15 protein-coding genes are annotated in these 16,065 nt (G+C 62.8%); all 15 read right to left on the reverse strand.

Annotated features, from left to right (window positions below; all coding sequences use genetic code 11):
* Window position 1: 1 nt before the first annotated feature.
* Window positions 2–1,360: a flagellar protein export ATPase FliI gene (gene fliI / locus IB232_RS10755; protein WP_192398502.1), complete on the reverse strand. Its 1,359-nt coding sequence runs from the start codon at window positions 1,358–1,360 to the stop codon at window positions 2–4.
* Complete coding sequence (gene fliH / locus IB232_RS10760; protein WP_225592241.1) at window positions 1,350–2,132, reverse strand: flagellar assembly protein FliH; 783 nt, start codon at window positions 2,130–2,132, stop codon at window positions 1,350–1,352. Before fliH ends, fliI begins: the two co-directional genes overlap by 11 nt.
* A 3-nt stretch (window positions 2,133–2,135) precedes the next feature.
* Entirely contained in the window at window positions 2,136–3,152 is a 1,017-nt protein-coding gene (gene fliG, locus IB232_RS10765) for a flagellar motor switch protein FliG (RefSeq protein WP_192398504.1), read from the reverse strand.
* Window positions 3,145–4,938, reverse strand: coding sequence for a flagellar basal-body MS-ring/collar protein FliF (gene fliF / locus IB232_RS10770; protein ID WP_192398506.1), 1,794 nt, complete (start codon window positions 4,936–4,938; stop codon window positions 3,145–3,147). Before fliF ends, fliG begins: the two co-directional genes overlap by 8 nt.
* 17 nt (window positions 4,939–4,955) lie before the next feature.
* Window positions 4,956–5,288 carry a flagellar hook-basal body complex protein FliE gene (gene fliE, locus IB232_RS10775; RefSeq protein ID WP_137972839.1) on the reverse strand — a complete coding sequence of 111 codons (333 nt, stop codon included), beginning with the start codon at window positions 5,286–5,288 and terminating at the stop codon, window positions 4,956–4,958.
* A 151-nt stretch (window positions 5,289–5,439) separates the two neighbouring features.
* Entirely contained in the window at window positions 5,440–6,897 is a 1,458-nt protein-coding gene (gene fleR, locus IB232_RS10780) for a sigma-54-dependent response regulator transcription factor FleR (RefSeq protein WP_192398508.1), read from the reverse strand.
* 4 nt (window positions 6,898–6,901) lie between these two features.
* On the reverse strand, window positions 6,902–8,119 hold the full coding sequence (locus tag IB232_RS10785; protein ID WP_192398510.1) for a sensor histidine kinase: 1,218 nt from the start codon (window positions 8,117–8,119) through the stop codon (window positions 6,902–6,904).
* A 157-nt stretch (window positions 8,120–8,276) separates the two neighbouring features.
* Entirely contained in the window at window positions 8,277–9,752 is a 1,476-nt protein-coding gene (locus IB232_RS10790; RefSeq protein WP_192398511.1) for a sigma-54 dependent transcriptional regulator, read from the reverse strand.
* Between the two features lie 179 nt (window positions 9,753–9,931).
* Window positions 9,932–10,228 carry a flagellar protein FliT gene (gene fliT / locus IB232_RS10795; RefSeq protein ID WP_137972835.1) on the reverse strand — a complete coding sequence of 99 codons (297 nt, stop codon included), beginning with the start codon at window positions 10,226–10,228 and terminating at the stop codon, window positions 9,932–9,934.
* A 29-nt stretch (window positions 10,229–10,257) separates the two neighbouring features.
* On the reverse strand, window positions 10,258–10,638 hold the full coding sequence (gene fliS / locus IB232_RS10800; RefSeq protein WP_192398513.1) for a flagellar export chaperone FliS: 381 nt from the start codon (window positions 10,636–10,638) through the stop codon (window positions 10,258–10,260).
* 87 nt (window positions 10,639–10,725) lie between these two features.
* The gene (fliS, locus tag IB232_RS10805; protein WP_192398515.1) at window positions 10,726–11,121 is read right to left on the reverse strand and encodes a flagellar export chaperone FliS; all 396 of its coding nucleotides are present in this window, start codon (window positions 11,119–11,121) and stop codon (window positions 10,726–10,728) included.
* Window positions 11,122–11,123: 2 nt separating this feature from the next.
* A complete protein-coding gene (gene fliD, locus IB232_RS10810) occupies window positions 11,124–12,881 on the reverse strand; it encodes a flagellar filament capping protein FliD (RefSeq protein ID WP_225592242.1) in 1,758 nt (585 codons plus the stop codon).
* Window positions 12,882–12,958: 77 nt separating this feature from the next.
* Window positions 12,959–13,339: a flagellar protein FlaG gene (locus IB232_RS10815; RefSeq protein WP_192398517.1), complete on the reverse strand. Its 381-nt coding sequence runs from the start codon at window positions 13,337–13,339 to the stop codon at window positions 12,959–12,961.
* 72 nt (window positions 13,340–13,411) lie between these two features.
* Window positions 13,412–15,031, reverse strand: coding sequence for a flagellin (locus IB232_RS23755; protein WP_192398519.1), 1,620 nt, complete (start codon window positions 15,029–15,031; stop codon window positions 13,412–13,414).
* Between the two features lie 264 nt (window positions 15,032–15,295).
* Window positions 15,296–16,060 carry a cephalosporin hydroxylase family protein gene (locus IB232_RS10825; protein WP_192398521.1) on the reverse strand — a complete coding sequence of 255 codons (765 nt, stop codon included), beginning with the start codon at window positions 16,058–16,060 and terminating at the stop codon, window positions 15,296–15,298.
* Window positions 16,061–16,065 lie beyond the last annotated feature (5 nt).

The raw sequence follows: 16,065 nt of genomic DNA on the forward strand, positions 1-16,065 counted from the left end.
ATCAGGCCTGCGCCTGCGGGTTGAACACCTGGGCCAACTGGCGGACGCTCTCGGCCATGGACTCGCTCTCGCCCAGACTCTGCTTCAGGTAGCGCGCCATGGCCGGCTGGCGGGCGATGGCCAGATCGGTGTCGGGATCACCGCCCGGCACGTAGGCGCCGACGCTGATCAGGTCTCGGCTCTGCTGGTAGCGCGACCACAGCTGCTTGAAGCGCTGAGCCTGCTTGAGATGCTCCGGGCTGACCACCTGGGGCATGACCCGGCTGATCGAGGCCTCGATATCGATGGCCGGATAGTGGCCTTCCTCGGCCAGGCGGCGCGAAAGAACGAAGTGGCCGTCGAGCACGCCACGGGCAGCGTCGGCGATCGGGTCCTGCTGGTCGTCACCCTCACTGAGCACCGTGTAGAAGGCGGTGATCGAACCGCCACCCTGCTCCGCGTTGCCGGCCCGCTCCACCAGGCGTGGCAGCTTGGCGAACACCGACGGCGGATAACCCTTAGTCGCCGGTGGCTCGCCGATGGCCAGGGCGATCTCGCGCTGGGCCTGGGCGAAGCGGGTCAGCGAATCCATCAGCAGCAGGACGTTCTTGCCCTTGTCGCGGAAGTATTCGGCGATGCGCGTGCAGTACATGGCAGCGCGCAGGCGCATCAGCGGCGCATCGTCCGCCGGCGAGGCGACCACCACGGAGCGCTTGATGCCCTCCTCGCCGAGAATCTCGTCGATGAACTCCTTGACCTCGCGGCCCCGCTCGCCGATCAGGCCGACCACGATGATCTCCGCCTCGGTGAAACGGGTCATCATGCCCAGCAGCACTGACTTACCCACGCCGGTACCGGCGAACAGGCCCAGGCGCTGACCGCGGCCGACGGTGAGCAGGCCGTTGATGGAGCGGATGCCAACGTCCAGCGGCACATGAATCGGGTCGCGATTGAGCGGGTTGATGGTCGGGCCGTCCATTGGCACCCAGTCCTCGGCCTTCATCCCACCCTTGCCGTCCAGAGCGCGACCAGCACCATCCAGCACGCGGCCGAGCATGGACATGCCCATGGGCAGGCGACCGGTGTCCGGCAACGGCACCACGCGGGCGCCAGGGGCGATGCCGGCCAAGCTGCCGACCGGCATCAGGTAGATCTTGCCGGCGGAGAAGCCCATCACCTCGGCCTCGACCTGCACCGGATGGTAACTGTCGTCGTTGATCACCAGGCAGCGGCTGCCCAGCGCGGCACGCAGGCCCTCGGCCTCCAGAGTCAGGCCGACCATGCGCAGCAGGCGGCCCTCCACCACCGGCTGGGTCGGAAGCTCGACGGCCTCCTCGTAGCCGGCCATGCGTTTGGCGAAGCTGGTGCGCTCAAGGCGCATTGGGGCTCTCCAAATCGACCTGGATATCGGCCTCCGGCGGATTGGTGACCTGTGCCCGCTGCTGCTCGAACAGCTGCTTGAGGGCCATGCCCATGCGCGTCTCGACGCTGGCGTCGATGCGGCTGTGCTCGCTCTCGACCCGGCAGCCACCGGGCTGCAGGGAGTCGTCCTCGAGGATGCGCCAGCTCTCCTCGTGGCGCTCGCGCAGGGCCTTCACCAACTCGAAGTCCTGCGGATGAATATGGATGCGCACGTTGCTGGCACCCATGGGCAGCAGTTTCAACGCCTCGCGCAGCACATGGCGGATCTGGCTGGAGTCGCTGGTCAGCTCGCGCTGGATCACCTGGCGGGTCATCTGGCTGATCAGATTGACCAGCGCCTTCTCCAGCTCCTGATCCTGCTCGGCGATGGGTGCCATCAGATGGCCCATAAGCTGCTCCAGCTGCGCCAGCTTGCCGGCCAGGGCGGCATCGGCTTCCTGCTTGGCCTTGAGCTGGCCCGCGCGGAAGCCGTCTTTCTCGCCAGTGGCGAAACCTTCGTTGTAGGCGTCCTGACGAATCGCCTCGAGCTCGTCGAGAGTCAACGGCTTGACGTCTTCGACGGCCACCTCCTCCACCTGAACCGGCTCGGCCTCGACCGCAGGTGCGGGCTCCGGTTCGGGTTCGGGCGGAGTCTCGACCTCGGGATCGAAGCTGGGTATGGCCCAACGGTCGAAGCCCGCCACGTCCTTGGCGCGGATCAGCTCGCTGGGCGCTTCCTTGGGCGGCACCATGGCTTAGATCATCGCCTCGCCGCCGGCACCGCCGAGGACGATCTCGCCGGATTCGGCCATGCGTCGAGCGATGGTGAGGATTTCCTTTTGCGCCGTCTCCACTTCGCTGACGCGCACCGGGCCCTTGGCCTCCAGGTCGTCGCGCAGCAGCTCGGCGGCGCGCTTGGACATGTTCTTGAAGACTTTTTCCTTAATGCCGTCGTCGGCGCCCTTGAGGGCCAGCACCAGAATGTCCGAGGACACCTCGCGCAGCAGCGCCTGGATGCCGCGGTCGTCGACGTCGGCCAGGTTGTCGAAGACGAACATCAGATCCTCGATCTGGCTGGACAGGTCCTCGTCGACCTCGCGGATGGAGTCCATCAGCTGGCCCTCCACCGAGCTGTCGAGGAAGTTCATGATGTCCGCCGCGCGTTTCACGCCGCCCAGGTTGGCGCGGGTGGTGTTGGCGCTGCCGGAGAACTGCTTCTCGAGGATCTGGTTGAGCTCCTTGAGAGCCGCCGGCTGTACGGTGTTGAGCGAGGACACGCGCAGGATGATGTCCAGGCGCACCTTGTGGTCGAAGTGGCTGAGCACCTCGCCGGCCTGGTCCGGGTCGAGGTAGGCGACCACGATGGCCTGAATCTGCGGGTGTTCGTAGCGGATCACGTCGGCCACGGCGCGCGGCTCCATCCACTTCAGGCTGTCCAGGCCGCTGGTGCTGCCGCCGAGCAGGATGCGGTCGATCAGGTTGCCGGCCTTGTCCTCGCCCAGCGCTGCGGTGAGCATCTTGCGGATGTAGGCGTCGGAGCCCACGCCGAGGCTGGTCTGGTCGCCGACGATGTCGACGAACTCGCCCATCACCTGCTCAACCTGCTCGCGCTGCACGTTGCGCATGCCGGCCATGGCCACGCCGACCCGCTGCACTTCCTTGGGCCCGAGGTGGCGCAGCACCTGCGCCGCGTCCGTCTCGCCAAGGGACAGCAGGAGAATGGCGGCCTTGTCGACCTTGTTCAGCTTGACGGCGGTGCGATTGTCACTCATCGGCGTTGATCCACTCTTTGACTACCTGGGCGACGCGGCCCGGATCTTCCGCCACCAGACTCTTGATGGCGTTCAGTTGTGCATCATAACCCTCGGTGGGGCTTGGCAGCAGGATGCTCTGCGGGCCGCCGAGACTTACCCGATCGGAGGACAGCTCGCCCTCCAGGCCACCCATGTCGCCCAGTTCCACATCGCCCTCGCGGCCTTCGCCGGCGGCGTTCTTGCCGCCACCGGCGATGTTGTTGAGCACCGGGCGCAAAACGAACCACACCAGAAGGAAGATCAACAGTGCGGGGAAAAGTTGCTTCAGGGCGCCCATCCCCATCAGGAACAGCTCGCTCTGATACCAGGGAGTCTCGATGACTTCGCCCAGCTCGGAGGAGAACGGCGCGTTGATCACGCTGACGCTGTCGCCGCGGCTGGCATCGAAACCCACCGAGTCCTGCACCAGACGGGTGAAGCGGGCCAGATCATCGGCACCCCAGGGGCTGCTGGTGGTCTCGCCGGTTTCGGGGTTGATGCTGACCTTGTCGTCCAGCACCACGGCCACCGACAGGCGCTTGAGGCGGCCTTGCTGCTGCTTGGTATAGCTGATCGAACGGTCCAGCTCGAAGTTACGGGTGGACTGCTCGCGCTTGTCCGCCGGATACGGCGCCAGCATCGGCTGGCCGGTGGCCGGATCCATGATCTGCGCGCCGTTGGCATCCAGCAGCGGCTGGCCCGGGGCGACCGGGCCGGCCGGCGCCGGCGCTGCGGCGGCCTGTTCGGGAGCGGTGGCGGCTCCCGGCGGCTGGTTGCTCAGGGCACCCGGCACGCCTTGCGGCGGCATACTGCTGGAGCGCTGCTCGTTGACCTGCTGCTCGCTGCGCAGGGCCGGCTGGTCCGGGTTGAACATCTCAGAGGTGGATTCCACCGCACTGAAGTCGACGTCGGCAGAGACCTCGGCCTTGTAGCGGCCATTGCCCAGCACCGGCTGCAAGATGTTGTGCACGCGCTGGGTGAACAGGGTTTCCATGCGGCGGGTGTAATCGAACTGCTTGCCGGCCATGGTCAGCTCGGACAGTTCCTGCTGGTCGGACAGCAGGTTGCCCTTCTGGTCGACCACGGTGACCTGCGACTTGGTCAGCTCAGGCACGCTGGTGGCCACCAGGTTGACGATGGCCATCACCTGACTCGGCTCCAGAGTGCTGCCCGGGTACAACTCGACCAGCACCGAGGCGGTGGGCTTGCGTTCGTCACGGACGAATACCGAGCTCTTCGGGATGGCCAGGTGCACGCGGGCGCCCTTGACGTTGTTCAGGCTGGAGATGGTGCGCGCCAGCTCGCCTTCCAGGCCGCGGCGATAGCGGGTGGCCTCCATGAACTGGCTGGTGCCCAGGCTCTGCTCCTGGTCGAGAATCTCGAAGCCGACATTGCCGTCGGTCTGCGCCACGCCGGCGGCAGCCAGCTTCATACGAGCGCGGCCGAGGTCCTCGGACTTGACCAGCAGCGCGCCGGAATTGGGCTCCACGGTGTAGGCGATATCGGCGGCGTTGAGCACCTCCATCACCTGGTTGCTGTCCATACCGGCCAGGTTGCCCAGCAACGGCTTGTAGTCGGGCTGTTGCGACCACAGGACCACGGCGAAGCCGATCGCCACGCTGGCAGCCAGGCCGACCAGGAGGCCGAGTTGGCGCAGCATGGACATCTCGGAGAGGTTCTCCAGGAAGGCCAGCCCGAATAGCGGCTTCTTCGGCTCGTCGGCGCCAGTGGTGGCGGGTACGTTTGCAGCAACTGCTTCAGCCATGACTCAAATCCGCCCTGTTAAACCGGCATCTGCATGATGTCTTGATAGGCCTGAACCAGCTTGTTGCGCACCTGGGTCATGGCCTGGAAGGAAACGCTGGCCTTTTGCGAGGCGATCATCACGTCGGTGATGTCGACACCCGCCTGCCCCATCTCGAAGGCAGTGGCCAGTTGGCCGGAAACCTGCTGGGTCTCGTTCACCTTTTCCACGGCCTGGCCGAGCATATCGGCGAAGTTCGGCGCACCCGGCTCCGGCGCTGCAACCTGCGCAGGCTTGATCTTGGCCATGGCCTCCATCTGCATGGAGCGCATTTCCAACATCAGGCGATTGAATTCGACACCCTGGCTCATGACCTTTCCTCCAGCGGCCGCGGATTTTTGACGCTGCGCGGCCTATGCGGGGGTATCTGCAAGCACAGTGCCAAAAAACAAAGACCCGCGCGAGGCGGGCCAAGAGGGGACTGTTACTGCCCCGCCCGGCGAGGCCGGACGGGGCGAATGTTTAGCTGGCGTAGAGATAGGCTTCCACATCCATGCCGGCATCGCGCATCTGCGCCAGCTTGTAACGCAGGGTCCGCGGGCTGATGCCCAGGCGCTCGGCAGCCTCCTTGCGGCGGCCGCGCTCGGCGCGCAGGGTATCGATGATCACCTGGAACTCGCGACGACGCAGATCCTCACCCAGAGCGCCTGCGCCCTCCGCTGCCGGGGTTGGCTCCTCTGTCGGCAGCGGACTGCTAGTGGGCGTTCGGAGCGACGTTCCGGTCGCAGGGGCCACTGGATTGCCGGCCACCAGCCGCACGGTTGGCGCGACGCTGATCGGCGCCATGCCGATGGGCGCCGTCAGGCACAGGTCATGCGGCTGAATCAGCCCGCCCTGCTGCAGGATCAGCGCCCGCTGGATGGCGTTGTCCAGTTCGCGAACATTGCCTGGCCAGGCGTGAGCCACCAGAGCGGCACGGGCCTGCGGCGAGAGCTGCACGGCGGCATGATTCATTTTTTTGACGTGCTTGCTGAGCAGGCGTTCGGCCAACGGCAGAATGTCGGCAGGCCGCTCGCGCAGGGAGCGCCAGGCCAGCGGGAAGACCGACAGGCGATAGTAAAGGTCTTCACGGAAACGCCCGGCTGCCACTTCGCCAGCCAAATCACGGTTGGTGGTGGCCAGCACGCGGATATCCAGGTTGATCGGCTTGCGCGCCCCTACCCGCTCCACCTCGCGCTCCTGCAGCACGCGCAGCAGCTTGGCCTGCAGGCCCAGCGGCATTTCGGAAATCTCGTCGAGAAGAATGGTGCCGCCATCGGCCAGTTCGAACTTGCCCGGCTGGGCGGCGATGGCGCCAGTGAAGGCGCCCTTCTCGTGACCAAACAGGGTGGCCTCGAGCATGTTGTCAGGAATCGCCGCGCAGTTGATGGCGATGAACGGGCCATTACCCCGGTTCGACTGCTGGTGGATGTAGCGCGCCAGCACTTCCTTGCCGGTACCGGACTCGCCGGAGATCAGCACGGTGGAGTCGCTCCTGGCCACGCGGGCGGCCAGCTCCAGCAGTTGCCGGCTGGCCGGCTCGCAAGCCACCGGGCCATCGCTGTCGCTGGCCGGCAGACGACCGAGGGCATGGCGCGCCACCAGCTCCAGCAAGGTACGCGGCTCGAACGGCTTGACCAGGTAATCGGCAGCGCCCTGGCGAATCGCATCCACCGCGCGCTCTACCGCGCCATATGCCGTCATCAGCAATACTGGCAGCTGCGGATAGTTGGCACGGATCAGGCCGAGCAACTGGTGGCCGTCCATGCCGGGCATGTTGACGTCGCTGATCACCAGGCTAAAGGCCTCTTCGCCCAGCGCCTCGATGGCGTCCTCGGCGCACTCAACGGCTCGGAAGTCATGGCCGCCGAGCAGCAGGGTGTCGGCAAGCGCTTCACGCAGTGCGCGGTCGTCTTCGACCAGCAGAACCTTGGCGGTCATGGGCTTACTCCTGAATAACCGGTTGCGCCGCGCTGATCAGCGGCAATACGAGGGTGGCGCAGGTGCCGCGACCGACGCGGGAGCGCAGGCGCAGCTCGCCCTGATGGGCGCGCACCACCGCCTGAACCACCGCCAGGCCTAGACCGGTACCGGTGGTCTTGGTGGTGAAGAAAGGCTCGCCGAGGCGCGCCAGGGTGACTTCGTCTATGCCCGGACCGTTGTCGCTGACGCAAAGGCGCAGGCTGTTGTCGCGGGCATACAGATGAATCTTCAGGTTGGCTTCGCGGCCGCCGGCCTGGATGGCGTTCTCGATCAGATTGAGCACGGTGCCTACCAGGGTGTCGCGGTTGCACAGCAACTCGCCCAGGCGGACATCGCATTGCCAGCGCACATTCATGCCCAGCACATGGGGCTCGGCGGCACCGCGCAAAGCGTCGAAGAAGGCATTGGGGGCGATGCGGTCGGGCAGCGGCAGCTCGCCACGGGCGAATACCAGCATGTCGCGCACTTGGTGTTCCAGCTCGTGCAGGCGTTCCTTGATGCGGCCGGCGAAACGCTGTTGCTGCTCGAACGGCAGCTCCTGCTCGGCAAGGTGGCTGGCATACAGCAGCGCGGCCGACAACGGCGTGCGGATCTGGTGAGCCAGCGAGGCGACCATGCGCCCCAGGGACGACAGGCGCTCGTGGCGCGCCAGCTGATCCTGCAGGCGACGGGTTTCCGTCAAGTCGGTCAACAGCACCAGTTGGCCCGGCTCGCCCTGCAGGGAGCGCGTGGCAATGGACAGGCGGCGCCCGTCCTTGAGGGAAATCTCGTGACCGTCGTCTTCACGCGGGGCGAAGTTGCGTGCGATCACCTCGCGCCAGAGCATGCCCACCAGCGGCTTGGCCAGCAGGCTGCGCGCCACCGGATTGGCCTCGCGCACCACACCCTGCCCATCGATGACGATCACGCCCCCGGGCAGCAGATCGAGCAGACTCTGCAGGCGCTGGGCCAGGCGCTCCTTCTCGGCCAGCTCCTGCATGCGCTGAGCGCTAACCAGAGCCAGTTGACCCTTGAGCTCGCTGACCCGCGCCTCGAGCATGCTGTAGGAGCTGCTGAGCTGCGTGGACATCTGGTTGAACAGAGCGAAGGCCTGCTCCAGATTGGCACGGCTGGCCTGTTCGATAGGCGCAGCTGGCGCGGCGGCTTCGGGCGTAACGGGCGATGGGGCGGCTTGGCTCATGCTCTTCTCTCGGCTGGCGAACCGTCAGCAGACGGTCAGTCGAGAGTGTCTTAGCAATCCTCGTGCCTAAAAATTAGACCTTATATTTCAAGCACTTAAAAAATAAAGTCGGAGCTTGCGTCAAAGCTCCGGCTCCAATTCTTGAAAGCGAGGAGATTCAGTCCTCGTCTCCACCTTCGTCGTCACGGCGGCTCATGCCGTACTTGCGCATCTTCTCCACCAGGGTGGTGCGGCGAATGCGCAGGCGCTCGGCGGCTCGTGCCACGACGCCATTGGCATCGTGCAGTGCTTGCTGGATCAGGCCTTGTTCTAGATTACCGAGGTAATCCTTCAGATCCAGGCCCTCTGGCGGGAGCATGGCGGTGTTGGCTATGCCTGGCATGCTGGCGCCGATAGAGGCACGCTCGTCCAGCTCCTCGCGCAAGCTGATGGCCAGCTGCTCGTCCTCGTCATCGACGTGACGGAATTTCTTCGGCAGCTCACCGACGCCGATCACGCCGTAGGGATGCATGATCGCCATGCGCTCGACCAGGTTGGCGAGCTCGCGCACGTTGCCCGGCCAGTCATGACGGCACAGTGACATGATGGCAGCGGAGTTGAAGCGGATGGACCCGCGCTTCTCGAACTCCATGCGCGAGATCAGCTCGTTCATCAGCAGCGGAATGTCTTCCACGCGCTCGCGCAGTGGCGCCATCTCGATCGGGAAGACGTTCAGGCGGTAGTAGAGGTCCTCGCGGAAGGTCCCCTCCTCGATCATCTTCTCCAGGTTCTTGTGGGTGGCGGCGATGATGCGCACATCCACCGATTGGGTCTTGTTGCTCCCGACCCGCTCGAAGGTGCGTTCCTGCAGCACGCGCAACAGCTTGACCTGCATCGGCAGCGGCATGTCGCCGATCTCGTCGAGGAACAGGGTACCGCCGTTGGCCAGTTCGAAACGCCCGGCACGGCTGGTGATGGCGCCGGTAAATGCGCCCTTCTCATGGCCGAACAGTTCGCTTTCCAGCAGCTCCGCCGGAATCGCCCCGCAATTGACCGGCACGAACGGTGCTTCGCGGCGCTTGGAGTGATAGTGCAGGTTACGCGCGACCACTTCCTTGCCAGTGCCCGACTCGCCGAGGATCAGCACGCTGGCCTCGGTATCGGCCACCTGCTGCATCATCTGGCGCACCTGGTGGATGGCACGGCTGGTGCCGACCAGGCTACGGAACAGATTCGGCTCGCGCTGGCGGCCACGCTCGCGGGCCTGGTCGTACATCTCGCGATAGACCTGGGCGCGGTGCAAGGAGTCGAGCAGCTTGTTGTAGCTGGGCGGCATTTCCAGGCTGGCCAGCACGCGGCGGCGCAGATCCTCCGCCCAATCGGCCGGAACAGGCTCGCCGATCATCAGCAGCGGCAGGTTCTCGTCCCAGGCGATGATCTGCTTGAGCAGCTCCAGGGCACCGCCCTTGGCATTCACATCGCCAAGCAGGACGTTGAGTACTTCGCGGCTGGAATCGAGCTTGCCCACAGTCTCGCGCCAATCGGCGCTGCCGCAGGCCAAGTGGTCTTCGCCAAGAAAACCGAGGATCACCGCAAGGTCGCGGCGGCGCTCGGCGTTGTCGTCAATCAGCAGGATTTTGGTTTCACGCCACATCTTGTTCTGGTCTGGCTCGCGGGCTGGAAGAGGAAGTCGCCAAGCGACAACGGCAATTGGCCACTAGTAAAGTCAAAAATCAGGCGAGAGTCAAATTTATGGCGTAATTTTTTCTGCGAATCCCGAGAGCATCCGTAATTGTCTGTAGATGCCCGGGAAATTCGTAAGGAAGAGGAAACTCAGGTGAACAGCTGGTAGACCTTGGCACCCTGCTGAGACTGGTTGAGCTGTACCAACTCGCCAGCGAGGCGGCGCTGCTCGGCCTGGCAGGTCATCACCAGTTCGCGGTAGAGATCCAGCAGTGTCTGCATACGCTCACGCAGCACGCCCTCGTCACGCTCGGCCTCGACCATGGCCTCATCGACGGCATGGCGGCACTGGGCATCCAGTTCACCAATGGCAGCCCAGTCCCGGCGGGCGAGCGCATCGCGCAAGGCGTTACCGGTGGCTTCAAGAAGCTGGACGGATGAACTCATGGATACTTCCCCTTCACACTGCAGATGCTTCAGTGACTGATGGCATCCCAACCGGATTTCACGTTGCGCAACAGCTCGGCCACTTCATCGATGATAGCCACATCGTTGCCGATGTTGGCCTCGACCAGGCGCGAAACCATGTACTCGTAGAGTCTGTCGAGATTAGCGGCAATTTCGCCGCCTTGCTGCAGATCGAGACTCTCGCGCAGGCCGCCGATAATACCAATTGCCTTGCTGATCAGCTCGCCTTTCGCGGCGTGCTGGCCATGCATCATGACGCCCTTGGCCTGAGCCAAGCGGGACAGGCCACCTTCCATAAGCATCTGAATCAGTCGATGCGGGCTGGCATCGCTGACCTGGGCCTGAGTGTTGACGGTTTGATACTGCCGAAGGGCCACCATTGCGTTCATGATTGCTCCACTGAACATTGCCTGGATACAGTCTCTGTATCGGCAAAGCGGCACTCATCTTGAGGACCGAGCGAAGCAAAAAACGGATTATTCCGTAGCGGCGGCAGGCTCTACTTCGGGACCGATGCCATCCCAGGCGGACTTCAGCTGAGTCAGCAGCGCCTGCACTTCATCAAGACTACGCGGCGTATCGTCCAACGCCACGCCGGCCAGACGGCGAGTCATGTAGTCATAGAGCGCATCGAGGTTCTCGGCGATCTCGCCGCCCAGCTTCTTGTCGAGGCTGGCCTGCAGTACCCCCAGGATAGTGATGGTGCTGCCCACCGCCATGCCACGGATTTCGATGTCGCCCTCTGCCTGCGCCTGGCGCGCCAGCATAACTCGCTCCAGGGCGCCATCCAGCAACATCTGCACGGCGCGATAGGGGCTGACCTCTTGGCTGGTCTTGACCTTTTTGTAGGTATCGATCGGCTTCTTGCTCATCATCAATCCTTCTTCACGAGGCCGGGCAGGCTGGCCAACTGATTAGCCAGGCTCTCGCTGGTCTTCTGCAGACGGGAAACCAGTTGGTCCATGGCGGTGTACTGGGCGACCAGACGATCCTGAACCTTGGCGATACGCATATCGAGAGCCTCACGCTGGTCGTCGATATTGGACAGCGTGCTCTGGAGAGCCTTGGTGCGCTGATCAAGCACGCCGTCGCTCTTCAGGTAGTTATTGACATTGGCCTCCAGACGCCCCATCAGGCCGTTGTCGCCGGCCAGGTATTCGGAGACCTGCTCGAAGTTGCTGTCCAGCGCTGTGGTCAGCTTGGTGTCGTCAATCTTCAGGGTGCCATCTTTCTGGGTAGTGATACCCAGCTGGGCAAGTGCCTGAATGCCCTCGCCGCCGGCCATCTTCACTAGCTCGCTGCGCAACCCGGACACCAATCCTCTGGCGGTGACATCGCCCACTAAGGCACCGGTGACCGGATTCTCCCCCTCACCCATTGGCACCACGGCCGTCATCTGTCCCACACTGGTCATCAGGCTGTTATAGCCATCGACGAACTTTTGCAGATTGGTTTTGACCGTCGCTTTATCCACACCAATGGTCACGTCGACCGTCTTGCCGGCAGCGATGTCAGCGGAGCTCTGAATGCCGGCGAGATTCAGTGTGACGCCATCGATGGCGGAGGTGACCGAGTTGCTGTCGCTGACTACCTTGAGGCCATCGACGAACAACACGGCGGACTGAGCCTTGCTGATGATGCCGGCCGCACCGGTAGTGGAGTTTGGACCGGTAATGGTAGAGGTCGTACCCGTCGCCGGATTGAGAGTAGTCAGTGCGTTGCTGCCAACGGAACCACCGGACGAGGTAGCACTGGCAGTCAGGTCGGTGCCATTGGAGGAACTGAGCACCAGACGGGCACCGGAGGCATCGGTCTGGATAGCCGCAGAGATGCCTTGGGGATTGCCATTGATATTGATCAGGTCACGAACGTCTTCCATGGTGAAGCCATCAGGGATGGTCACGTTCAAATTGACGTCGCCTGAGGAGATGGAGATGTCGCCCCCCTGGAAGGTGGAGGTGGGACCACCCGCGAAGCTGGGTAGCTGCAGGCTCGAAGATGGCTTGAATGCTTGAGTGGTCAGCGCCACCGTGCCGGTGGTGACACCGTCTTCGGTAGCCGCAACCTCGATGTCGTTGCCTTCACCCGTCTTGCTGGAGCTCAGCACCAGGCGCGAACCCGAGGAGTCAGTGACTATGGTCGCGCTGACGCCGGCACTCTTGCCTTGGGCATTGATGGCATCACGCACGCCGGCCAGCGTGTTGTTGGCCGCAGTGACATTGACCTCGAAATTGGAAGAGCCCGTGGAGATGGTTAGCTTGCCGCTGTTGAACTTGGTCGAAGAGCTGGAATCGACCGATTGCAGGCCGACCTTGCTGCTGGAGGCCAGTTGCTGCACCTGCACACTGTACTTGCCGGCAATGGCCGAGCTGGTGGCCTTGGCGGTGAGCACCGAAGTGTTATTGGACAAGGCAGTCCGGCTATCGAAGATGGAAGCTTTGTTAAGCCCCTGAATAGCCGTCTGCAGGCCGCTCAGAGAACCCTTGAGCGTTCCGAGCGCGGAGAAGCGCGAGGTGGTGGCCTTTTCTAGGCGGTCCAGCTGCAGAGTCTTCGGCGCCTTCTCAGCGTTAACTAGCGCGGCGACGATTTCATCAATCTTGATGCCCGTTCCAACACCTAGTATTCCAGCCATATCTCACCTCGCCAAAAAAATGACTTTTAACGCCTCATGAGCGCTAACAGTCAAAAGCCGTGCCAACACTTTGGGCGTCAGGCCTCGGCCTTGAACAGCAGACTGCGCACTTCCTCCAGACTTTCCGCCAACTGCAGCGCCTCTTCGGAAGGAATCTGCCGAATGATATCCCCGGAACTGGAGTCGGTGACTTTCACCACCACCCTGCCGGACGTGTCTTCCACCGAAAAGTTGATGTTGCGTCGAACCGACTGGACGAACTCCTGGATAGTCGATACCGCAGATTCGACCTGATCCCGCGATGCCTCGGTCTGTTCGGTGGCTGCCGCCCTGCTCGCCTGCTCCTCACCGCTCGCCTCGACGGCGCCGGTTACCTGCTTGGGCTCGGATGCAGCGGGCGCCTTGCCCCCACTGGCCAGAGCCGGATTCAGCGAATTCTTGATTGAGCCGACGTCCATAAATTTCTCCTCACAATGAGGTAGCGGGGAGAAGAGCCAAGCCCTTCTCCCCGCAGTCTAGCGCCTTTGGCCTTAGCCGAGCAGGCTGAGTACAGCCTGCGGCAGCTGGTTGGCCTGGGCCAGGATTGCAGTACCGGCTTGCTGCAGGATCTGATTCTTGGTCAGTTCCGAGGTTTCGGCAGCGAAGTCAGTGTCGCGGATCCGGCTACGAGCAGCAGAAGCGTTCTCCGAGATGTTCTGCAGGTTCGAGATGGTGTTCTCGAAGCGGTTCTGCACAGCACCGAGCTGAGCGCGCTGACTGTCGATGTTGGAGATCGCCGAGCTGATGATACCCAAGGCGTTCTGCGCACCGACCGCAGTACCGATATCCACCTCGTCCACCGATTCCAGGGTGCTGTAAACGCTAGCAGCTTGGTTACCGGCATCGACAGTGTCGAAGTTCTCTACCTCGAAGGCATCCGGCGACTCGAAACGCACCTGACCGACGGTCACAGCACCATCACTGCCATCACCGGTCAGGGCAGCAACAGCGCCCACGGTATCGCTGGCATCTTCACCATCGTCTACGCCGTTGTCGCCATTGAAGGCCATGCTCTGCAGTTCAGCAGTGACGGTGGTGGCAGCGCCCAGGTCATCCACGGCAGAAGCGGTGAACTCGGTGATGCCAATATCGTCGCCGTTCTCGCTGGTCAGCTCCAAGGTGCCATCATTGAGCACAGTTGCGCTGACACCTGTGCGACCGGTCTCCTTGTTGATCGCATCGGCCAGACCGGACATATCGCTCCAATCGGTCATGTTGGCGGAGATGCTGACGCCATCGCTCTCTTCGGCATTGTTGGAGCCGTACAGGGTGAAGCTGATGGTACCGCCGGTCTGGGTATTGCTGAAGGCGCCGCCACCTGTAGCCTGCAGGCGGGCCACGGTGCGGGCATCGGCGGTCACGCCGGTGGAACCGGACACGTTGTTCACCGCGTTAGCCAGGTCACGAGCGGAAGTGCCGTCAGTCAGCGCGACCGAAGCGGTCCCCAGTTTGCCCTTGATGGTCAGACCATCGGTGTTAGCCGGGGAAGAGGCGTAGCCAACATCGGTAGAGATCACGTCGGTGTAGCCGGCGACCACGGAGGCTGCGATACCAGCCTGCGAATCAGTGCCTGCAGAGACGCTGCTGTTGAAGCGGTTTGCACCGATGCGCGAGGCGGAAGCCGCGCCGACGGATACGCTGATGGTTTCGAAGGCGTTGGCGCCGACCTGGAAGCTCTGCGAACCAAAGGTACCGTCGAGGATCTTGCGACCACCGAAGCTGGTGGTATCGGCGATACGATTCAGTTCCTGTTGCAGTTGGGACACTTCGTCCTGCAGAGCGGCACGTTCGCTGGCGCCGTTAGAGCCGTTGGCCGATTGCAGTGCCAGATCACGCATACGCTGCAGGATGCCGGTGGACTGCTGCAGGGCACCTTCAGCAGTTTGCGACAGGGAGATACCGTCGTTAGCGTTGCGGGTAGCAACGTTCAGACCGTTGATCTGGCTGGTCAGACGGTTGGAGATCTGCAGACCAGCAGCGTCGTCTTTGGCGCTGTTGATGCGGAAACCGGTGGACAGGCGCTGGAGAGAAGTATCCAGACCCTTGGACGAGGTGCCGAGGTTACGCTGAGTGTTCAGCGAGGCTACGTTTGTGTTGACTGTAAGGGCCATGGTGTTTGCCTCCAAAGGACCGTGCTACTGAGTTTGTCTGAGCCTGCGAGCTTTGGGCCTGCTTTTGCTCAGACGCCCCATAAAGTTCGCATTCGGTAATTTTATCGGCGCTACCGGCGGCAACTTTAGGTGGCTTTAGCAAGGAAAATCGATTTTTTTTATCGCTTTGAAAACAGATACTTAGAAGAAGAAAACGGTCCAGCGAGGCAGGAAAAAGAGATTTTTGACGCGCCGAACCAGGGTCAGCGCGCCATTCCCTGTGGATCAGACCCGCTTCAACCAGGCATCAGGCCAGTGGGTAATGTTCTGACTTAGGCTGCTCTCGTTGAAAAGCCAGGCTGGCTGCTCGATCACGAACTGCGGATTGGCCTTGGCGAAGTCGATGGCTGCATTGGAGGGGTTGTCGGTAGCCCAATCCTTGCCGGCACGGGGTACATCCTTCACTTCCTTCATCACGCCATCGGTAGAGACGATGTAGGAGCCCTTGGTCACCAGCGGCGAATACAGGCGCAGCTCTTCAGCCACGTGCGCATAGGTGTGGTTGGAGTCGAGGATCACCAGCACCGTCTCGCCCGGTTTGATCAGTGATTTCACCTGGGCCACGATATCGTCGGCAATCGAACTGCCCTCGATAAGGGTCAGGTAGCTGAACAGCTCATGCTCCTCAATGGCCTTGCGGTTGTGTGGGCGGATTTCGATGTCCACACCGATCACCCGCCCCTTGCCCATGGCCTTGAACAGGCTGGCGTAATAAATGAGGGAGCCGCCGTGGGCAATGCCGGTCTCGACGATCACGTCCGGCTTGACGCTGTAGATCACTTCCTGGATGCGGATCATGTCTTCCGGCAGCTGGATCACCGGGCGGCCCATCCAGGAGAAGGTATAGGGATATTTCTGGTTCCAGCCGAGGTTGACCCATTGCTGGGACAGCAGCTCGAAGGATTCGTCGGTGTACAGATCCAGCTCGCGGACGGCACCGCCCTCTTCCAGGATCAGCTTCTTGTTATCGGTATCGACTGTCAGTTTCACGTCCT

Source organism: Pseudomonas sp. PDM15 (assembly GCF_014851565.1).
In the GTDB taxonomy this organism is placed as follows: Bacteria; Pseudomonadota; Gammaproteobacteria; order Pseudomonadales; family Pseudomonadaceae; genus Aquipseudomonas.